The following is a 22,120-nucleotide window of genomic DNA, read 5'->3' as shown; positions in this document are numbered from 1 at the left end:
CATGATCCCTGTTCAATTAACTATAGAAGGACTTTATTCCTACCAGGAACGCCAGACTATTGATTTCAGAAATCTTACCGAAGCCGGATTGTTTGGTATTTTCGGGGCGGTGGGTTCCGGGAAATCGTCGGTTCTTGAAGCGATTTCGTTTGCTTTATATGGAGAAACGGAACGTCTGAACATGCGTGATAAAAGGGCTTACAACATGATGAATTTAAAGTCAAACAGTTCTTATATAGAGTTTGATTTTGTGAATTATGAGAATAAGCTTTTCCGTGCCACCCGTGATTTTAAACGAAATTCAAAAAAATTCGAAGAGGTAAAACCCAATGCAGTTACTTTCTATGAAAATAGTAATGGCAAATGGATTCCCTTGGATCACGCGAATGCAGAGATCATCATTGGTTTAAGCTATTCCAACTTTAAAAGAACCATCATCATTCCGCAAGGACAGTTCAAAGAATTTCTTGAACTGGGCGCTGCTGAAAGAACAAATATGATGAAGGAGATCTTTAATCTTCAGAAATTTGATCTTCAGAACAATGTTTCCGCACTCAATGTAAAAAACAGATCTGAACTGGATCAGCTTGAAGGCCAGTTAAAAGGATTTGAAGAAATCAATGAGGAGAAAATCCAGATTCAGAAGGAGCAGCTGGCAGAGGAACAGAAAATACTTTCTGAGTCTAATGAAAAACTGGAAAAGATTTCCCACACTTATCAACAGCTGAAAAACTTAAAAAGTGATTTTGACAGTTTACAGCAAAATAAGGAAAAATTCAGCAAGCTCTCTGAAGAAAAGCCACAGATGGATACTCTGGAAACACAGGCAGAATTATACGACCGTATTTTCAGGCTTTTTAACCCTTTAATAATTGAAAAAAATAAGCTGTCAAAAGAAATTGCGGATAAGCGTAACGAGAAAGAACAGCAAATAAAAGCGTGGCAGGAAACTGAGAAGGTTTTTACGATTATAAAGGAACAACTTTCCGTTCTTGAACCACAGTTCAAAGCTCTGGAACAGTCGAAGATTCAGGAAAATGATATGAACCTCATCATTCAGATCCTTAAGTTTTCTGAGGAGATCAAAGTACTGAATGAAAGGACTCAGAAAGGTTCCGAAAAGGTAAAAGAAGTAGATCTTAGTAAGGATAAAATTCAAAAGAAGATTGATGAACTTTCTGCGCAGATTAAAGTATTAAAAGAACAAAAACTGGATTCCGCTTTACTTTCTGAAGTGGGAAACTGGTTTATTCAACAAAAAAACTTAAAAAAATCACATCAGGAACAAGCTGAAAAGATTGAGAAGCATCTAAAACAGATCGGTGAAATTGCAGAGGAATTAAAGCCTTTTGCTTATACCGAAAATTATAAAGAAGATTTCAAAAGCAGGAAGGAAGCGTTAGAAGTCAAGAAAAAAGAGCTTTCCCAGAAACTGGATCATCTTAAAATACAGAAAGAGCTTTCCCGTTTTGCCAGTGAGCTTCATGATGGTGAAAACTGTCCTCTTTGCGGCTCTAAGGAACATCCGCATATTGTAGAGTTTCATGATGTCAATACCGAGCTGCAGGAAATTCAGGAGAAAATAACATCTGCTGAGCAGGAAATAACCGGTATTCAAAAGCAGGAAGCTGACATTGACAAAATTCTGGACCGTAAAAAAATATTTGAAGAACAGCTTGTTTCAGAACAGAAAATTGTCTTTCAGATTCAGAAAGATATTGAAAATCATGTTCTGAATTTCACATGGAAACCCTTCTCTCCAGATCAGGAGGAAGAATTTGAGAAAAAACGTTCTGACTCATTTGCTTTAGAAAAAAAGATTGAAGAAACGGAACGAAACATCGCTTTGGAAAGAGAAACACTGGAAAAAGAAACCAAAATCCTAGAAAAATATAAGGGTGCGCTGGAAGCTTTTCGAATGGAAGAAGTTTCAAAACAGGAACAAATCAATATCAGCCGTTCTGCTCTTAAAATTCTGGACTGGAATCTGTATGCTCAAAAGGAAATAACTGAGGTTGAAGAAGCGTATCAAAAGTTGGTAAAATTCAATAAGGAAACTGAAGAGAATTACCAAAAGTTATTACAGCAGGAAAAAATTCTCTCTCCAAAATTAGCAGAACAAAAAGCGATTGTCAGCCAGTCTGAAAAGCAGATTACTGAACTTGAAAAGGAAATTTCCAGCAATGAAGAAGCTATTTCCAAAGCTTTAGTTGATCAAAACTTCACTGAGTTCGGAGAAGTTGAAAATATCTTGCTTCAGGATATTAATGTTCAACTTGTAAGAGCTAAAATTCAGAATTTCAAAGTTGAGTTTGAAGCGTTGAAGAAATTCATCAATGAGTTAGAATTAAAGCTGAGGGGACTTTCATTCGATAATGAACAATTCTCTCTGGCTGAGCAACAGTTTGGTGAGGCACAAAGTGAGCAGAAAAAAAGCAGTGATTCTGTCGTAACAAAAACAGCTGAAATAGACCGACTGGAAAAAGAATTCGTAAAAAAAGGAGATCTTCTGAAAGAACTGACAAAGCTTCAGAAACGTTCTGAGAATTTAAAGGTAATGATGAATCTGTTTAAAGGAGCAGGTTTTGTACAATACGTTTCTTCTATTTATCTGAGGCAGCTTTGCGATCATGCCAATGTACGTTTCCACCGGATGACCAGAAACCAGCTGAGTCTTCAGCTTAATGAAAATAATGATTTCGAGATCATCGATTACCTTAACGAGGGGAAAAGCAGAAGTGTAAAAACCCTTTCTGGAGGACAGGCATTCCAGGTATCTTTAAGCCTGGCGCTGGCGCTGGCAGAAAGTGTTCAGGCCAATGCACAGGCAGAGAAAAACTTCTTCTTTATTGATGAAGGTTTCGGAACTCAGGATACGGAATCTGTTAACATTGTATTTGAAACGCTCACCAATCTGATGAAAGAAAACAGAATTGTGGGGATTATTTCGCACGTTGAAGAACTGAAAGAGAAGATTCCTACAGCTCTCAATATCATTAAAGATGAGGAAAGAGGAAGTCTGATTGAGATTATTTAATTCAATATATTTTAAATTACAAAAGCCACAAAAGAGCATATCTTTTGTGGCTTTTGCACCTCATAAACTTCCCTGTTACAGTCCTTTTATAACAGGCTTCACTTCATTTCCAAACAATTCAATAGACTTCATCATTACGTCGTGAGCAGGATCTCCCACATCCATGTGTCCGATAAATCTTGTAATCCCAAAAATCTCTTTCATGTAAGCAATTTTGTCTGCTACTTCTGCCGGATTGCCGATAAATAATGCACCGTCTTTGCTTCTTCCACCATCATACTGCGCTTTTGTGTAAGGAGCCCATCCTCTGGAAGCTCCTATTCTATCCATTTGAGATTTATAATTCAGAAAATACGCATCTACTGCTTTTTGATCATCACTCACAAAAGTATGTGAATGAACGGCAATCTGCATTTTCGAAACATCATGTCCCGCTTTTTGGTATTCCTGTTTATAAAATTCGATCAGATTTTTAAACTGAACCGGCATTCCGCCGATGATCGCTACCACTAATGGCATTCCTAATTGTGCAGCGCTTAAAACAGACTGCGGAGTACCTCCTACCGCTCTCCAGATGGAAAGTTTTCCATCATTTTTTGCTCTTGGATAAACAGTCTGATTATGCATAGGAGCACGAAGGTTTCCAGACCAGCTTACATTTTCTTCCGAATTGATTTTCAGTAATAATTCTAATTTCTCATCAAATAACTGTTCATAGTCATCCAACGAATATCCATACAACGGAAATGACTCAATGAAACTTCCACGTCCCACAAATATCTCCGCTCTTCCGTCAGAAATCAGATCCAGTGTTGAAAAATCTTCATATACTTTTACCGGCTCCGAAGAACTTAAAACAGTAACCCCACTGGCCAGTTTTATATTTTTTGTGATACTTGCTGCCGCTGCCAATACTATTTCCGGGGAGGAAACCGCATAATCCGGACGGTGATGTTCTCCCATTGCAAAAACATCAATTCCTACCTCATCCATCAATTTTACCTGATCCAATATTTCACGGATCTTAATTCCTGCATCTCTATATTTTCCGGTTGACTGGTCAAAAGCCAAATCACCGAACATTCCTATTCCTAATTCCATATTGTTGATTTTAGTAATACAAAATTACGGCTATGAAAAGTCAAAAACATTGATGTTTGGTAAGATCGGAGGTCTTGTTGTTTTAAACTATGATTTGTTGGAAAACGCAAAGTCGCAAAGGTTTTTAACTTGTAGGGGTAATTTTTAAGACGCAAGAAAACCAAAGATTTTCAGCAAGGATTAATTCTTATAGTATTAGGAATATAAAATTTTATCGCAGATAAAATCTTTGCGCCTTAAAACGAATAATATCAAAAAATTGCGCCTTTGCGCTTTCCAACAACTCTATTTATCAAAAAAATCCAGCCGGAACGGCTGGATTCTATTATTATTTCTTAAGATATAAATCAAAATAATCTGTAATCTTCTGCATCAGATGAACTCTGTCTTTTCCGATCACATTATGCGGATGCCCCGGATAAGTAAAGTAATCTAACTGAACTCCATTATCAACAGCTGACTTAATGAATTTTATAGAATGCTGCCATACTACCACATCATCCTGTGCCCCGTGAATCATCAGTAATTTCCCTTTCAGATTCTGAACTTTATCCAAAAGATTAGCAGCTGCATATCCCTGTGGATTTTCCTGTGGCGTATCCATATATCTTTCTCCGTACATGATCTCATACATGCTCCAGTCTATTACCGGGCCTCCTGCTACTCCTACTTTAAATACATCCGGCTTACGAAGCATGAAACTTGTCGTCATAAATCCTCCGAAGCTCCATCCATGAATTCCCATTTTGTCTCCGTTTACATAAGGAAGAGATTTTAAGTATTCTACTCCTTTCATCTGATCGTTCATTTCTGTAGTTCCCAGGTTTCTGAATACAGCCTGCTCGAATTTCATTCCACGGTTAGAAGAACCTCTTCCATCCATTGTGAAGATGATGTATCCATTCTGAGCCATATATTCATACCAAAGGTTTCCTGAAGCCGGGAAGGTATTTGTGATCAGCTGTAAGTGTGGTCCGTTATACAGATAAACAATGGTAGGGTATTTTCTATTCGGATCAAAATTGGTTGGAAGGATAATTTTCCCATACAAAGGAGTTCCGTCATCTGCCTTTAATTCTACGTTTTTAATTTCCGGTCTCTGATAGTTCTTTAATGGGTTTTCAGAAGTAAGGATGTTAGTCGTTTTTAAATTAGCAGTATTGATAATATCAGCAACTCTTGGTGAATTGGCATTGCTATAAGCATCATAAAGATAATTTCCATCGCTGCTCAATGTTCCGGCATGCATACCTTCTGCACTGTCCAGTCTCTGCATTTTGAAATTGGTCCAGTTGATTCTGTATAAATGTCTTTCTAAAGGAGTTTCTTTTGTTGAAGTAAAATAGATTTCCTTTTTCTTTTCGTTGAATCCTAAAATATCCGTTACCAGCCAGTCTCCTTTTGTAACCTGTGCTACCAATCCTTTTTCAAGACTGTAGTGGAACAAATGATTGTATCCTGTTCTCTGGCTCTGCCAGATAAAATCCGTATTAGAATTCGGGAAGAAAGTAAGTGGATGCTGTGGCTCTACATATTTGCTGTCTGTTTCTTCAAATAATGTTTTTACCAGTTCTCCGGTTGCAGCATCGTACTGATTCATTTTCATATGATTCTGCCCTCTGTTCAGAACTCCTACAAAAATATATTTGGAATCCGGGCTCCATGTAACAGCTGTTAAATATTGATCTTTTTCACCTTCAACTTTTAAGAAAGTCGTAGCCTGAGTTTTAATATTGAAAACACCTAATGTTACCTGGTGAGAAGTCTGACCAGCCATCGGGTATTTGATGTTATGGTTTACAGCAGGCGTTACAGACCAGTCAATGATCGGATAATCTGCTACCATGCTTTGATCCATCTTATAGAAAGCTACACTCTCTGAATTGGGTGCAGGAAAAATTCCGGTATCAATTCCAAATTCATTTCTGTGAACCGCCTGCCCGCTGATAATATTTTCATTAGACTCGTTAGTTACCGCAATGGTTTTCCCATTCCTGTTTACAAATAAATTATTCTTTGCTGTAAAGGCAAAAGTCTGGCCGTCACCAAACATTTTCACATTCGCAGCATCCTGATCTACAGCAGATGTATTTTTTACTTTCCAGTCATTTCCTGATTTTTCAATCCACGACATTTTACCACCTGTAGTAAAATATCCATTAGAATTCCCTGTAAATTTAATAGCAGGAACAGCCTTCAGCTTATCATTGGATAAGTTTCTATTCAGTTGGCTTAACGAGATCAGGGTATCCTGTTTATTGGTTTTCAAATCTGTAATCAGATAACCGCCTTTCACAGCCTGGATGTACGATTTTCCGTCTGCAGCCCATGAAAATTGGGAAATATTTTTCACCGCAAGGTTTGTTCTCATCCCATTTACAGCCTCTGCCATGGTAAATTTCTGGGTCTGGGCAAATGCTGAACTACCTAAAACCAGCATCAATAAAGAAAATTTATGTAATTTCATTGTATAAAATTGAATCCATCAAAAATAAGAAATAAAAACCATCCGTTAAAAAATGTTAAATTAAAACATTGACAAAATGGAATTCATGCTTTCAAAGAAATTATTTCTTAACTTAATAGTTAAGATTTTAAATAAGTCAATTGTGATAGTCGATTCGCTGCGCTTGTCAATTTTTAATTGCTGGAAAGCTATAGTATTCACCATTCATTTGCAAAGTAAAATTGACTATTGGTATTAAATGAGTCAATTGTGAATAGTCAGTTCGCTACGCTTGTCAATTTTAATTTGATCGAAAGCTATAGTATTCACCATTCACTCGCAAAGCAAAATTAACTATTGATGTAGAAAAATGCATTTCTTATCCTATATCAATGACTTGTATATACTCTCTATCCTAAATTTGCATCATTAATAACAAACAAAAAATACAAAATACAATGGCAACAAAATGGATCTTAGACCCAACGCATAGTGAAATTACTTTCAAAGTAAAACACATGATGATCTCTAACGTAAAAGGAAGCTTCAGAACTTTCACTGCTGAAATTGAATCTGAAGACGAGTTTTTTGCAAATGCAAAAACTACAGCTACTATTCAAACAGATTCTGTTTTCACAAACAATACAGACAGAGACAATCACTTAAAGTCTGCAGAATTTTTCAACGCTGAAGCACATCCTACGATCACTTTTGAATCTCAGGCATTAAATAATTCAATTGTTGGAAATCTTACTGTTAACGGAGTTACAAAACCTATCACTCTTGATGTAGACTTCGGAGGAATCAATGTAGATCCATGGGGAAATACAAAGGCAGGTTTCTCTTTTGAAGGAAAAATCAGCAGAAAAGATTTTGGATTAAACTGGAATGCAGCTCTTGAAGCAGGAGGTGTAATGGTAAGTGATGATGTAAAAATAGCTGGTGAATTACAGTTTGTAAAACAAGCATAATTTATAACACATATTATAAAAGGTTCAGGGATTTGTCTAAAAGCCTTGAACCTTTTATTTTTTTATACTCTTCAATATATATGAACCTCAACGATCTTCAAAACATAAGCAATAGTTTTAACAACACACAGAGAATGCCCGTTTTATTTCTTGGACATGGTTCACCTATGAACGCCATTGAAGAAAACCAATTTGTACAGGGTTTCCGAAAAGCAGCCTCTGAGATCCCTAAACCCAATGCAATTCTTTGTATTTCTGCTCATTGGTATACAGACGGAACTTTTGTAACAGCTATGGATATGCCTAAAACAATCCACGATTTTTATGGTTTTCCAAAAGCCCTTTTTGATGTACAGTATCCTGCTCACGGAAGCCCGGAGCTGGCAAAAGAAACATCAGAACTTCTGCTCCCGATTGATGTAGAAGAAGACCACAGCTGGGGACTGGATCATGGTGCATGGTCTGTGATAAAACATATGTATCCTGATGCTGATATTCCTGTGATTCAACTGAGCATTGACCATACAAAACCACCGCAGTATCATTATGATCTTGCCAAAAGACTCAACAAATTGCGTGAAAAAGGAATCTTAATTATCGGAAGCGGAAATATTGTTCATAACCTTCGCCTTATCGATTGGAAAAACATCAATACAGTTGGCGCCGGCTGGGACTGGGCAATAGAGGCCAGAGAAAAAACCAATAATTGGCTTTTGGATGGAAATTTCCAGAATATTATTGATTATCAGAAGCAGGGAACTTTCTTACAATATGCTGTTCCAACGCCTGATCATTATCTTCCTTTATTGTATACTTTAGGGCTGAAGGATCAGTCTGAAGAACTTACCTTATTCAATGATGAACTCATCGGAGGATCATTGAGTATGACGAGTGTAAGAATTGGATAATCTGATATTACAATAAAAAAGGAAATACCTCAGTTGAGATATTTCCTTTTCTTTTTATAATGGTAATATTATTTACTGTACTGCTTTTAAAACATTGATGTTTCCGTAACCGTAGCTTGAATTAACATTCGGATAGTACGTTGCAGACTGTCTCATTTTATTAAGTACCTGGTCTCTTGTCCATGATGGGTTTTTAGCCCAAACCAATGCTGCAATTCCTGCCGTAGCGGCTGTAGCTACTGAAGAACCACCCACATAATCTGCCTGTCCGTTGTAATAGCTCAAAACCGGAACCGTATTTCCTGAAGTTCTTTCCATCTGGAAGGTAAAATCAATCTGGCTTCCGGAGTGGCAAACATCACATTTTTGATTGGATGTATTCTCTTTTACTCCTGTTATCGCCTGTGTTTCCGACATTGATGCAGGGAAAATCACGCCCACAAAACTGGTAAAGCTTGTAGAAGTTCCTCCAGCACAGAAAATCAGTTTCCCTTTAGAATAAGCATATTTAACACCATCTTCAATTTTTCCGACAGAGAAAATATGTCCCATTGACATTGAAATAATTTTTACATTGGTATTATTACCCAATTCTGTAAAAGCTGTTTTTACAGCCGTCTGTTCGCTGGAAGTTTCCAGGACAACGTTTTCTGCAGCTCTGTAGGCAATCAGATTGGCATTGTAAGCTACTCCTACAGGTAGTCCTGCATTATTTCTCGGAGCTGTCATCACAGAAGCCATTTTTGTTCCATGTCCACACTGATCTCCGGATCCATCTGAGTTATATACTCCCAACTTACTGATTGTTCTTCCCGAAGATGCTCCGTTATTAAAGCTTCCTCCCAATAAAGTCTGCTCTGGAGAAACTCCTGTATCAATAAGTCCGATGGTAACACCTGCTCCTGTACTGTAGCTCCATGCTTCAGGAATGCTGTGTTTAGTGAAAGCCCAAGGAATTTTTGCGCTTGGTGTTGTAGAGGTGTAATCTGCCGTACTTAATGTTGATGATGAAAAACCACATCCTGACGAACCGCTTCCAGAAGATTTTGCCGCTGCATTATATTGAGCTTCAAATTCAAAATAATGATAATCGGCTGGCTCTACGTATCGGATATTTTTCATTTGTCGAAGAGCAGCAACGGTTTCCTCATTTTCAATAACAACATCCATTTGGTTAAGATACTGATCTGAAAGAAGAAGAAAATTCCTCTCCTCTTTTCCTTCATATTTTTTGATCACAGAAAGAACTTCTTTTTCCATATCGTTATTGTTTGGAGATTTACTTCTGTCAAAATCGTCTTTAGAAGCTCCGAAACCGATAGACACCATTTTGTTTCCGCGGAAAATAGCACTCCAAACGAAATGATCGGATTCATTCTTCCAGTTGAAAGTTCCGTCCGTTTTAATAGCCTGATTGATCCTTTCATTGATCTGCTTTGCAGTTAGTGGATCTTTCTGAGCCATTTCTGTTTTTACATTTTCGTTCTGAAGTTCTTCTCTGGAACACGAGTTTAAGGCAAAAAATATTGCCAATAGGAATACAGTTTTTTTCATATGTTATAATTTTGGTTGGAGCCACAATATAACACTTTCATGAGAATTAAAAACTTTTAAAAAATGAATTTAGCATTACATGAATATTAAATTACAATATCTTCTCGTAGCAGACACTTTGCTCTATTCCAACGTATTGTCCATAATTGGGTATTCTGTAAAATCCGCTTTTCTCGTAAACCGAAATAGCACTTTTCAGATCCTGAGAAGTTTCTAAAACTGCCTTTTTAAAATTCAATTCTGCGGCCCATTTTTCCAGTTCTTTTACAATAGTTGAGCCCAGGCCATTCTTTCTGAATTTTGGGTCAGTAAACATTCTTTTTATTTCTACTGAATTTTCTGAAAAAGGTTTGAATGCTCCACAAGCTGCCGGAATAGCATCAATATAAACCACAATACAGTTTTTAAGAGTATCAATTGTATTAAACTGGGAAAAGAAATCATCTTTATCACCATTATGTTCAGCTAAAGTAGAATCAAGAGATTGTATCAGTTTTTGAAAGTCTATATTGGTGGAATCTGTTCTGAGTATATGCATGTTTATTTAATTTAAAGATTAAAAAATTGAAGGATTTAAAGATTTATGAAAACAAAAAAGCTCCCTTTCGGAAGCTTTTATTTTTATGGAGCTGGTGGAGGTGGATTTTGAAAATGATAATGTTTATTAAGTTTATCCTTAACTTTTTTATCCAATGCCTCTGCATAACTATTTGCAATTTCTCCCGAATCTTTCATTAAGTTCGGCATGTTTTCAATCACCTTTTGACCTGCCGGAGTTTTATAGAATTTAATAAGTGTATCAATATCAGCATCTGTAAAGTATTTTTTATAGATAGGAATATACAGAGCAAATATTTTTTCTGGAGCCATGTCTTTTTTAAATTCATCCCAAAAATTAGCAGGTAAATCCTTATACTTATTATTGTAATGATCCATAAATTGTTGAAACCCCATAGACAACATACGATCTGACCTTGTTAAAGTAATCAACTCTTTCACTTTTGCTTCATTGGACTGAGAAAAAGCATTTATTCCGAATAAGAAGAAACACAAAATAATTCCTTTCTTCATATATCCTATTTTATATCAACAACAAACTTTCTCTCATTGATCAGCTCTGCAATTGCCAGCATATCTTTACCGATTAGTCGGTCATCTTCAAGTTTAGCAACTTTGGAACGAAGAACTGTAAAGTTTTCTTCAATCACTTTAGAACATTTCGCAGGTCTTCTGAATTCCAGTCCCTGAGCAGCAAACATCAACTCTACTGACAGAATATTCACAAGGTTTCCAAGAACCTGATTGAATTTTCTTCCTGAGATACTTCCCATAGAAACATGATCTTCCTGACCTAAACTTGTAGGAATAGAATCTGCCGATGCCGGGAAACATAGTGTTTTGTTTTCTGTAACCAAAGCAGCTGAAGTATACTGAGGAATCATAAATCCAGAGTTTAATCCTGAGCTTTCCGTCAATAATCTTGGTAATCCGTACTTTCCTTCCAATAATAAGTAACTTCTTCTGTCTGAAATATTTCCTAATTCTGCAGCAGCCAGTGTAGCATAATCTAAAGGTAAAGCCATCAACTGTCCGTGGAAGTTACCTCCTGAGATAGATTCTTCAGCACTTAATACAATTGGATTGTCTGTTACGGAATTCAGTTCTGTTTCCGCCATACCTCTAAGATGTTCAAAAGCGTTTCTGCTAGCTCCATGAACCTGTGGAACACATCTCATAGAATAAGGATCCTGAACTCTCTCACAATCTTCGTGAGCTTTCATATTTTCTGATCCTTTTAAGAATTTAAGCATTCTTGCCGCTACTTTTTTACTGCCCTCAAAAGGTCTGATCTCGTGAAGTTCTTTTTTGAAAGGACTTTCAGAACCTCTGTATGCTTCTATACTCATTGCAGCCGTCATATCCGCAAGATCTAATAGGTATTCGAATTTTTCAAGTCCTTTGATTGCATGAGCAAGAATAAATTGTGTTCCATTGATCAATCCTAATCCTTCTTTTGGTCCTAAAACCAGTGCTTCGAGGTCATGTTTCTGCAAAACATCTATAGTATCAGAAACCTGATCCCCTTCCCAAACCTGTCCTAAACCAAGTAAAGGTAACACCAGATGTGCTAAAGGAGCAAGGTCTCCCGAAGCACCTACAGATCCTTGTTCAGGAACCACCGGGATGATATCTTTTTCCAGCATCAGGATCATTCTTTCAATGACTTCCAGAGAAACTCCTGAAAATCCTTTTGAAAGGGCATGAACTTTAGCAATCATCATGATCTTTGAAAGTTCTTTATCAATTGGTTTTCCTACTCCTACTGCGTGAGAAATAATCAGATTATATTGTAACTGAGCGGTTTCGTCAGCCGATATTTTAGTATCACATAAAGGTCCGAACCCGGTATTGATTCCATATACACATCTGTCAGACTCTACTATTTTCTGTACGTTTTTCTGAGATTTTAAGATTTGTTCTTTTGCCGCTTTATTAAGCTTGGCTTTATTTGGCTTTTTACAGATTTCCAGAACATCATGGAAAGTAAAAACATCTACCCCGTATATCATTTCTAAAAAATTTTCTTAAAATTACGCATTTAACAATAATTGGAAAAGCTAAATTTCAATCTTCTATATTTTTATATCAACAAGGAAATTATTTTACTATTTTTAGCCCCGAAATTAAAAACAATAATACATGAGACTGAAAACTCTATTCCTTGCTTTATGTGTAGCAAGCACAACAGCTTTCGCCCAGAAAGTAAAATACTCTAAAGAGGACATCAAAAAAATGGAAGCTTACCTTTTTAATGAAGGTTTTAATACTCCATCTCCTAAGAAAACATCTACCATCATCTTAAAAGACGGAACTACCTACAAAGGTTTCTGTAATAAGATTGAAACCAAAAAAGGACAGATCTACGAGGTCGCTATTAAAGACAGTGTCACCAAAAAGAATGCAACTTTCAATGCTGATCAGATCAATGAGATGTATGTGTATCCAAGCAATGCAGAAAAGATTGCAAAAGTGGCAAAATACATGGGGAATATCAGAAATTTCGGAACTAAAAAATTGACAAAAAACACCAATAATGATAGAATTTATTTTGTCAACCAGACTGTTTCTTTAAAGAACAAAAAAGATGATAAGGAATTCCTGATGCAGGTTATCAATCCCGGTTTTGATGATATTATTTCAGTATATCACGATCCCAGAGCTAAAGAAACTACAGGATTTTCTGTAATGGGCTCTCCACAGCTTGGTGGCGGGGTTATCAAATCTTATTATGTAAAAAAGGGCGACAAAGTGATGTGGCTGCATAAAGATGATTTTGAAGACAATTATGATTTTCTTTTTGGAGACAATCAGGATTTCATGAAAAAATATCCTAAGAATTCTGTGGAATGGGATTACTTTAGTTTTCTTGTAAGTGAATATACTGCAATGGCAAACGGATAAAATACTTTGAACCATAAATTAAAACCTGCAGACTCATCTGCAGGTTTTTCTTTTTTAAATAGGGAAAGTTTCCTTAATTTTGTTATATGAATCCTTCTTTAGAACTACAGCTCAAAACCTTACCATCCGAACCCGGCGTTTATCGTTATTATGATAAAAACGAACAGCTTTTGTATGTTGGGAAAGCTAAAAATCTGAAGAAAAGGGTTCTCTCTTATTTCAACAAAAACCTTTCCGGATACAGGATCAAAATAATGGTCGGGAAAATCCAGCGATTGGAAACAACAATTGTAAACAGTGAGTATGATGCCCTTTTATTAGAGAATAATCTGATTAAGGAACATCAGCCGTTTTACAATGTCATGCTGAAGGATGACAAGACTTATCCGTGGATCTGCATCAAGAATGAAGATTTCCCAAGAATCTTTCTGACCAGAAATGTAATTAAAGATGGATCCGAGTATTATGGTCCTTATGCAAAAGTGCGTCCGGCAAAGATTTTACTGGATACCATCAAGCATATTTACAAGCTCAGGACCTGCAATCTGAATCTTTCTTCAGCCAAGATTGCTGAAGGGAAATATAAAGTCTGTCTGGAATATCATATCAAAAACTGTGAAGGACCGTGTGAAGATCTTGAAAGCAAAGAAGAGTATGATGAAAAGATAGATGCTATCCGTGGAATTATCAAAGGGGATTTCCGAAAGGCTAAGGATTATCTGGTCAATCAGATGATGAAACTGGCTTCCAATCTACAGTTTGAACAAGCTCAGATTATTAAAGAAAGACTCGATATTCTGGAAGATTATCAAGCTAAGAATACTGTAGTCAACCCTAATATTGACGACGTGGATGTCTTCGGAATGACCAGTGATGAAACGGCAGCCTATGTCAATTTCTTTAAAATCAGAAATGGAAATATCATCCAGAGTTTTACAACCGAGATTAAAAAAATTCTTGAAGAAACGGATGAAGACATTATGGAGGAAGCCTTGATTGAGATCCGTCAGAAGTTTTCTTCCGATTCCAAAGAAGTGCTGTTACCGTTTCATTTGTCTGTAGAAATTCCTAATGTAAAACTGATTGTTCCTAAAGTAGGAGATAAAAAAAGAATTGTAGAGCTTTCTGAAAAGAACGCTAAAGAATATCGTCTGGAAAAGCTGAAACAGGTTCAGATTATAGATCCTGAAAGGCATACCAACAGAATCATGGCTGAAATGCAGAAACTTCTCCGAATGCCGGTAGAACCTAGACATATTGAAGGTTTTGACAACTCAAATATCCAGGGGACCAATCCTGTCTCAGCATGTGTAGTTTTCAAAGATGGCAAACCAAGTAAAGCAGATTACAGAATCTTTCATCCAAAAACAGTGGAAGGACCTAATGACTTTGCAACTATGGAAGAAGTGATCTACCGCCGTTACAAAAGAATGCTTGATGAAGGTGAAGATCTTCCCCAGCTGATTCTGATAGACGGAGGAAAGGGACAGCTGTCTTCTGCTGTAAAGAGTCTTAAATTATTGGGGCTTTACGGAAAAATCACCATTGTAGGGATCGCCAAAAGGCTGGAAGAGATTTTCTTCCCAGAAGATCCTATTCCTTTATATCTGGATAAAAAATCCGAAACGTTGAAAATCCTTCAGCGTGTACGTGACGAGGCTCACCGATTTGGGGTAAAGCATCACAGAACAAGAAGGAAAAATTCTACCATAAAATCTGAACTGGAAGAAATTCCTGGTGTTGGAGAAAAAACGATTGAACTGCTTCTGTCTAAACTGAAGTCTGTAAAACGTATCAAAGAAGCCAATCTGGAAACCCTTGAAGAAATTTTAGGGAAAAGCAAAGCTAAAGTGATCTGGGAGTTTTTTAATGCCAATTGATGACTTTTGTAACTCAACAGTTCTATTTGCATTAAGAAAAACAGTGCTTTTTTATAAAATTTGACATCCATTTTCTATTTCATTAATAAGTGACAAAAATTAACATTCCTTTAAACGTAAAGATAATTTATCAATGAAAAATGAAAATAAATAAATATTTTACTAAATAATAGTATTATTTATATTTTTTTCATAAATTAGTATCATCAACTAATAACGATAATACTATGAAAACTTTTCTCATTTTATAAATATTTTACATTTTCATTTACCACAATACAGATGATGAATTACTGTTATCTACAGTGAGTCCTATTATAAACACTTTTCAAATTTTCGAAAAAATGAAAAACACATCAGCATATATACTATAAAAGGCTCTTTTTGAAGAGCCTTTTATGTTTATTATTTTGTTATTTTCAGATTATTTTGCTACAAAAACTTCTTTGGAAAATCTTCCATCAGCCTGTGGTAAATCTATCACAATACTTCCGTTTTCAAAATATCCTATGGTAGAGTTTCCATCAGCTAATTTCACTAAAAAAACAGCATTTTTCGAAGTAGTTTTGAAAACTGCAAACGGTACCGAACTGCCAGCCTTTGCCAGGATAAACTGATTGGAATCAATCTGTATTTTCTGAAGATCCAGCTTCCCATTTGAGTAGCTATTCGCTTCTGGAGTAGTTGTAGATGCAACAGATACTGCAGGTTCAGGAGATGTATTCTGCCCACTAGTGGATGCTGGCAATAGTGCTACAGGATTAGACATTGGTATTTTTATTAACGTCTGTTTCAAAGCATCTTGTACACCCTCCTCAAGTTCTTTGATATTAGAGACTCCTTTTGCTTCCAAGATTATATTATTATTACAATCCTTGAACTGTACAATTACTTTATTTTTAAATAAACTTTTGTCATTTAGAATATCAGCACTCACTACATTACAGAAATTACTTTTTGCTTCTGCAGGCCATTTATCTTTAATTACCGGAAGAACTATATATTTTTTCCCAGCCAAAGCTTTGGTGAAAAAATTTTCTAAACCATAATCTTCCTTAAACGTTTCAAATTTTTCAGGAACTGTAACATATTTATAATCTGAAACCTTTTGTGCAAAAATAACTGTTGAACAAACTGTCAACATCAACATTGATAACTTTTTCATTTCTATAATTTTAATCGTTTCTGAATGCTCCCATATCTAGTTTCAATGAAAAGAAATTGGAATAGAAATTAGATCCACCTATTCCTGAATTTGTAATCGCATAATCCAGTGTAAGCCCTCTGTATCTGATCCCAAGACCGGCACTCGGTTGGAAGGAAACTTTTCTTTTAAGATCTTCTATATCTGTAATTGACTGGAATCTGTTGATACCCAATCTCACAAAAATCATTTTCTGATACCCCAGTTCAGCTCCAGCATAAGGACTGATACTTGCGAAATCTGTTGAAATCAATGAAGCAGTTTTAGCAAAATCTACATTAATTCCTGCTTCTGGCAATACGTAAACACTGCTGTTTATTTCAAATAATTTACTGGCACCTACATTCAGCTTAGGCATTGTAAGTTCCAGTTTATCTTTCGGTGCCGGGTTGAATTCTTCTCCGTTTACAACAGTTGAAAGTTCTTTCTGATTGATACTCCAGAAGTTTACGGTAGTTGTGATATCTCTTACCATACCACCAAACTTCCATCCATTATCTGCTTTATAGATCGCTCCCACATCAAAACCAAAACCATAGCCATTTGCAAATTTACCTACATTTCTGTAAACAATTTTAGCATTTACCCCCACATCCAATTTTGGATTTCCTCCGGGTCTGAAAGCATAGGAAAGGATAGCGGCGTAATCGGATTGGGAAAATTTGGTGATTTTATCATAATCAATGTTTCCTTCAGAGTCAATCATCTGGGTGGTATTCAAAATATTGTCTACACCAAGTCTTACCACTGAAACACCGAATACACCCTCTTCAAGTACTTTTGCATACGCCAGATAGTCATATTTTGCAATAGATTCAAAGTATTCTGCGTGCATAGCTGCACCCTGCCAGTCTCTTTCAACTGACATCAAACCTGCAGGGTTCCACATAGGAGAATATACATCATCCTGATTGGTGATTACTGCCCCACCCATTGCAAGACCTCTTGCTCCGGCTCCGATATTTAAGAATTCATTGGAATATTTCCTGATAATCTGAGATTGAGACAGCCCAAACAGCAGTGAAAATGCAAGTAAAAGATATTTTTTCATCATATAAATTTGATGCTTAGTTTAAGTTTTTAGTTTTTCTGGCTTTAATTAATCCATTCACAATGATTGCCAGTATCATAACTCCTGAAGCAATATAAAATATACGGCTCATATGTTCTGATTCCCCAAAGATAAAAAAAGCTAGTATAATTCCGTAAACAGGTTCTAAATTAACTGTTAAAATTAAAGTAAAAGGGGATATATACTTCATTAATTTCACCGATTCTAACATTGGAAAAGCGGTAAAAACACTGGCTAACAAGCATATTAACGCCAAATCTCGGTAGTTTATTTCGTTCATCTGAAAAATTTGCCCAGAAAGCAGATAAAATATCATTAAAATCAACCAACCACAGAAAATTTCATAAAAAATGATTTTTCCTGAACTCGTTTTGCCAAACATCTTCCCATTAAAAACAGAAAAAATAGTTCCAAATACTGCACATAGGATTCCGTAAATAATACCTTCTTTAAAATGAATCTCTGTTTTGAAAATTAAAAGTATACAGGCAACGATGACCATTCCCATTACGACTTCAGATATATCAATCTTCCTTTTGAAAATAATTGGCTCCAGAATTGAAGCAAAAAGTGTAGATAAGGAAACACAACTTAACGCAATAGAAACATTGGAAACTTTAATAGAATAAAAAAAGAAATACCAGTGAAGTGCCATCGCAAAACCTATTGCTGCAAGCTGAAAAAATATTTTTTTCGAAACCTTTATACTTTCTTTTTTAAAGACCCTGATGAATACAAATAGAAAAATAGAAGCAAACAGCATCCTGTAAAACACAAGGATCTGAGCATTGGCATGAATTAATTTTCCCAAAATTGCAGTGAACCCCCACAAGAACACAATTAAATGCAACCTGAAAAGTGCCAATTTATGCATAACCTATCTCCTTTTAATTTTTAACGTGCAAATTTACAAATACGCTTTTATAAATCTCACAAAAAATATAAATTTACGTTAATAAAAAAATGAAAAATAAAGTTTTTAGTAGTTTTTTGCCTAATACATCATCTATTCTATTAATTTCAAATAAAAAGGCTTAGCATGACAGAATACTATTTCTTTTAAGACTACAATATGATATTAAGTCCAGACATTAAAATCTGAACAAAACGTTTAACCCTTCAGCCTGTAGAAGACTAATATATAGATGATATTGTGGAGCATTTTACAAATGAAGTTACCAGATACATACCTTTTAACCCACAAGGTAATAGAAATGATATCATCAACTTTATTGATGAATCAAAAAAATACTTTGTCACAAAATACCGACCTGGTAATGGTTGCCCTGGATTCCAGTGGAGATTTTGTAGGAGTTGCGGTATTCATAATATAACCGAGTAATCTATTGAGCTTGGGCTATGGTTAAAAAAGAACTCTCAAGGAAAAGGATTAGGAACTGAAATCATAACAGCCCTCATTGAATTCCTGGAAAATAATTTTACTTTTCACTATATTTTATATCCTGTAGATGAAGAAAATACAGCCAGCAAAAAAATTCCGGAAAAGCTAGGCTTCATTCCTACCAAAAGATACAAAAAATATAAAGATCATGTCACCGATCTCAATATTGTAGAGTATAGAAAATACTACTAGCGTTTACAACTCCAATCATTAAAAAACCCTGAAAATTTGTTAAACTTTCAGGGCCTTCAAATAATAAACTATTAAAAAAATAAACTAGGAACAGAGTATTTTGCAGAGGATATCACCCTCTGTTACTCTAGTGTAAAGTTAGAAAAAATATAAATAATTTAAATGTATTTTTCTGTTAAAAATTTCACAATTTACTAAAAACCAAATAATTAAACATCTGTTTTACTTCCAATTTATATTCTTCATAAAAATAGTATCTTTAAACGTAAAAAATTGAAAATTTTATGGACATCGAATTCAATAAACGAGAAGATCAGAACAGATTAAAATTATCTGAAATAAATCGCTTACTCACTGAGATCAAAAAAGGAGGTGGTGAGAAGAGGCTTCAAAAGCTTCGTGATGAAGGAAAAATGACAGCAAGAGAAAGAGTAGATTATCTTCTCGATAAAGATTCAGATTCTATAGAAGTAGGAGCATTTGCGGGATACGAAATGTATAAGGAGCATGGAGGATGTCCAAGCGGCGGAGTTGTAGTAGTTATTGGCTACGTTTCCGGAAGACAATGTATCATTGTTGCAAATGATGCTTCTGTAAAAGCAGGTGCATGGTTTCCTATCACAGGAAAGAAAAACCTGAGAGCACAAGAAATTTCCATGGAAAACAAGCTTCCAATCATCTATCTGGTAGACTCTGCAGGTGTTTATCTTCCAATGCAGGATGAGATCTTCCCGGATAAAGAGCATTTTGGAAGAATTTTCAGAAATAATGCTAAGATGAGTTCTATGGGAATCATCCAGATCTCTGCAGTAATGGGAAGTTGTGTAGCCGGAGGAGCTTATCTGCCTATCATGAGTGATGAAGCTATGATTGTAGATAAAACAGGCTCTATTTTCCTTGCCGGAAGCTACCTTGTAAAAGCAGCGATCGGTGAAAGTATTGATAATGAAACTTTGGGAGGTGCTACCACGCACTGCTCTATTTCAGGAGTAACGGATTATAAAGCTAAAGATGATAAAGATGCTTTGAATAGAATCAAAAACATCATGAAATCTCTTGGAAGTACTGAAAAAGCAGGTTTTGACAGAATAGAAAGTTTCCCACCAAAAGAAAATCCTGAAAATATTTTCGGAATTATGCCTGTTTCCAGAGCTGAGCAATATGATACCAACGAAATTATTAAATGTATTGTAGACAACTCCGAATACGAAGAATATAAAGCTGATTACGGCAAAAGTATTATTTGTGCAACAGCAAGAATTGATGGTTGGTCTGTAGGTATTGTAGCCAATCAGAGAAAGTTGGTTAAGAGCGGTAAAGGAGAAATGCAGTTTGGAGGAGTTATTTACTCCGACTCAGCAGATAAAGCAACCCGATTTATTGCCAACTGTAATCAAAGAAAAATACCTTTGATCTTCTTACAGGATGTTACCGGATTTATGGTTGGTTCAAAGTCTGAGCATGGTGGTATCATTAAAGACGGAGCTAAAATGGTAAATGCGGTTTCCAATTCTGTAGTTCCTAAGTTTACCATTATCACGGGGAACTCTTATGGAGCAGGAAACTATGCAATGTGTGGGAAAGCTTATGATCCTAGACTAATTGTTGCATGGCCTTGGGCAGATTTAGCGGTAATGGGAGGAGCACAGGCTGCAAAAGTACTTGCACAGATCCAGGAATCCACCTTAAAAAAACAAGGAAAAGAAATTTCAGAAGAAGAGCACAACGAAATTCTGGATACAATTTCAAAAAAATATCAGAAACAAACTGAATCTACTTATGCAGCGGCAAGATTATGGACAGATGCCATCATCAACCCTGCAGATACAAGAAAATGGATTTCTATGGGGATTGAAGCAGCTAATAATGCTCCTATTACTGAGAAGTTCAACTTGGGAGTAATTCAAGTCTGATCATGCATTAATAAAAAACAACACGGCTATTTCTAAGTGAAATAGCCGTGTTTATATATATCTTTAAATTATTTGAAATTAGTTCCCGTATTCTTCTTTACAAAATTCTATAGGACCTCCAAGCTTCATACAGCATTGATATTTGCTCAAACAAATTCCATTAGGCCATCCTGGAGGGTAACACATTCCAAATACCGGATCATCCGGGCAACCAGGGCCTCCGCTTCCTTTAAGTGATTTTAAACTCTCTCTTGAAATCTTTACTAGATTTTTCATAGTTATTTAGTTTTTGATAGTTCCTACTCTATGATAGCTTTTCGGATTACGCTTCCTCTAAAATACTGTTTTTTTCCATACTTGGTGAAATTTAATGAAAATTTCTTATTCATAGTTTTTTCAGAAGTGTTGAGGAAATATTCATAATACAATTATATAGGAATAATGAGGAAATAGTTTAGTGAATAACAGCTGGCATTTCAGGAGCTTTCTCCCGCTATCCATTCATACTCCTCACACCTGGCATGCCAACATCATTCCCCCATACCTTTCCTACCTTGCTGCGGGGTAACCATTCCTATCGGGGCTAGGGGTGAGACGAATTATAAATGATTAGTTATGAATGATAAATGATTCGGGATCCGGGTTGCGGAGTTAGGCGTTGCAAGTATTTACATTCTAAGATCTACTATCCCCAATTATGTCATTCCGTAGGAATCCAGCCACATTGATGAGAGTATAAAGGATTCTAAGGAATACTACAGAAGTTTTTAATACTTAAGTGATTTCATAATCTTAGATATACTTGATGATAGAATTTAAAATGTATTGTTTAGACTCCTACGGAGTGACATGTGCTATCAATGATCATTGATGAATGATAAGCGATAAATGATCAGTGTAAAGCGTTTGATACTGGTGGCAATAGGAATAATTATTCTTAATGATTACTCATTGCCCATTGCTTATTACTGATTGCTC

At 35.8% G+C, this 22,120-nt stretch carries 17 protein-coding genes; 7 read left to right on the top strand and 10 right to left on the bottom strand.

What is annotated here, in order from left to right:
- Position 1 precedes the first annotated feature (1 nt).
- Positions 2–3,037, top strand: coding sequence for an SMC family ATPase (locus GFU89_RS18515; protein WP_318848548.1), 3,036 nt, complete (start codon positions 2–4; stop codon positions 3,035–3,037).
- Between the two features lie 75 nt (positions 3,038–3,112).
- On the opposite strand, the gene GFU89_RS18510 is transcribed toward GFU89_RS18515, so the two are convergent.
- Positions 3,113–4,138, bottom strand: a complete 1,026-nt coding sequence (locus tag GFU89_RS18510; protein WP_318848547.1) for an Atu2307/SP_0267 family LLM class monooxygenase — start codon at positions 4,136–4,138, stop codon at positions 3,113–3,115.
- A gap of 328 nt (positions 4,139–4,466) precedes the next feature.
- Entirely contained in the window at positions 4,467–6,605 is a 2,139-nt protein-coding gene (locus GFU89_RS18505) for a S9 family peptidase (protein ID WP_318848546.1), read from the bottom strand.
- Positions 6,606–7,042: 437 nt separating this feature from the next.
- Between GFU89_RS18505 and GFU89_RS18500 the strand changes: the two genes are divergently transcribed.
- Both GFU89_RS18500 and ygiD read left to right on the top strand, forming a co-directional pair.
- Positions 7,043–7,555, top strand: coding sequence for a YceI family protein (locus tag GFU89_RS18500; RefSeq protein ID WP_213278042.1), 513 nt, complete (start codon positions 7,043–7,045; stop codon positions 7,553–7,555).
- Between the two features lie 80 nt (positions 7,556–7,635).
- Positions 7,636–8,463 carry a 4,5-DOPA dioxygenase extradiol gene (gene ygiD, locus GFU89_RS18495; protein WP_318848545.1) on the top strand — a complete coding sequence of 276 codons (828 nt, stop codon included), beginning with the start codon at positions 7,636–7,638 and terminating at the stop codon, positions 8,461–8,463.
- Positions 8,464–8,535: 72 nt separating this feature from the next.
- Here ygiD and GFU89_RS18490 read toward each other — a convergent pair whose 3' ends face one another.
- The 4 genes from GFU89_RS18490 to hutH all read right to left on the bottom strand — a co-directional run bounded on the left by GFU89_RS18490 (position 8,536) and on the right by hutH (position 12,587).
- The gene (locus tag GFU89_RS18490; RefSeq protein WP_318848544.1) at positions 8,536–10,017 is read right to left on the bottom strand and encodes a S8 family peptidase; all 1,482 of its coding nucleotides are present in this window, start codon (positions 10,015–10,017) and stop codon (positions 8,536–8,538) included.
- A 91-nt stretch (positions 10,018–10,108) separates the two neighbouring features.
- Positions 10,109–10,555 carry a GNAT family N-acetyltransferase gene (locus GFU89_RS18485; protein ID WP_318848543.1) on the bottom strand — a complete coding sequence of 149 codons (447 nt, stop codon included), beginning with the start codon at positions 10,553–10,555 and terminating at the stop codon, positions 10,109–10,111.
- 83 nt (positions 10,556–10,638) lie between these two features.
- Entirely contained in the window at positions 10,639–11,088 is a 450-nt protein-coding gene (locus GFU89_RS18480; protein WP_318848542.1) for a DUF2059 domain-containing protein, read from the bottom strand.
- Positions 11,089–11,093: 5 nt separating this feature from the next.
- On the bottom strand, positions 11,094–12,587 hold the full coding sequence (hutH, locus tag GFU89_RS18475) for a histidine ammonia-lyase (protein ID WP_318848541.1): 1,494 nt from the start codon (positions 12,585–12,587) through the stop codon (positions 11,094–11,096).
- A 130-nt stretch (positions 12,588–12,717) separates the two neighbouring features.
- Here hutH and GFU89_RS18470 point away from each other — a divergent pair, with 130 nt between their 5' ends.
- Together GFU89_RS18470 and uvrC are read left to right on the top strand one after the other, a co-directional pair.
- A complete protein-coding gene (locus GFU89_RS18470; RefSeq protein ID WP_318848540.1) occupies positions 12,718–13,479 on the top strand; it encodes a hypothetical protein in 762 nt (253 codons plus the stop codon).
- 86 nt (positions 13,480–13,565) lie between these two features.
- Positions 13,566–15,359 (top strand): excinuclease ABC subunit UvrC, encoded by a 1,794-nt coding sequence (gene uvrC, locus GFU89_RS18465; RefSeq protein WP_318848539.1) that lies wholly within the window; start codon positions 13,566–13,568, stop codon positions 15,357–15,359.
- Positions 15,360–15,783: 424 nt separating this feature from the next.
- Here the strand turns inward: uvrC and GFU89_RS18460 are convergent, their stop codons facing one another.
- Genes GFU89_RS18460 through GFU89_RS18450 form a run of 3 tightly spaced genes read right to left on the bottom strand, consistent with a single transcriptional unit; the run spans position 15,784 to position 18,509 of the window.
- Positions 15,784–16,524 (bottom strand): hypothetical protein, encoded by a 741-nt coding sequence (locus GFU89_RS18460; RefSeq protein ID WP_318848538.1) that lies wholly within the window; start codon positions 16,522–16,524, stop codon positions 15,784–15,786.
- Positions 16,525–16,534: 10 nt separating this feature from the next.
- Positions 16,535–17,617, bottom strand: a complete 1,083-nt coding sequence (locus GFU89_RS18455; RefSeq protein WP_047377696.1) for a PorV/PorQ family protein — start codon at positions 17,615–17,617, stop codon at positions 16,535–16,537.
- A gap of 13 nt (positions 17,618–17,630) precedes the next feature.
- On the bottom strand, positions 17,631–18,509 hold the full coding sequence (locus GFU89_RS18450; protein ID WP_318848537.1) for a DMT family transporter: 879 nt from the start codon (positions 18,507–18,509) through the stop codon (positions 17,631–17,633).
- Between the two features lie 471 nt (positions 18,510–18,980).
- On the opposite strand from GFU89_RS18450, the gene GFU89_RS23365 reads away from it, so the two are divergent.
- Complete coding sequence (locus GFU89_RS23365; protein WP_413228613.1) at positions 18,981–19,229, top strand: GNAT family N-acetyltransferase; 249 nt, start codon at positions 18,981–18,983, stop codon at positions 19,227–19,229.
- A 284-nt stretch (positions 19,230–19,513) separates the two neighbouring features.
- Positions 19,514–21,142 carry an acyl-CoA carboxylase subunit beta gene (locus tag GFU89_RS18445; RefSeq protein ID WP_318848536.1) on the top strand — a complete coding sequence of 543 codons (1,629 nt, stop codon included), beginning with the start codon at positions 19,514–19,516 and terminating at the stop codon, positions 21,140–21,142.
- A 78-nt stretch (positions 21,143–21,220) separates the two neighbouring features.
- Here the strand turns inward: GFU89_RS18445 and GFU89_RS18440 are convergent, their stop codons facing one another.
- The gene (locus GFU89_RS18440) at positions 21,221–21,418 is read right to left on the bottom strand and encodes a hypothetical protein (protein ID WP_318848535.1); all 198 of its coding nucleotides are present in this window, start codon (positions 21,416–21,418) and stop codon (positions 21,221–21,223) included.
- Positions 21,419–22,120: the final 702 nt, after the last annotated feature.

Origin of the sequence: Chryseobacterium sp. JV558 (assembly GCF_033712365.1) — a bacterium.
Taxonomy (GTDB): domain Bacteria; phylum Bacteroidota; class Bacteroidia; order Flavobacteriales; family Weeksellaceae; genus Chryseobacterium.
The sequence above is the reverse complement of the archived record's forward strand: the minus strand, read 5'-3'. Positions and strand labels throughout refer to the sequence as shown.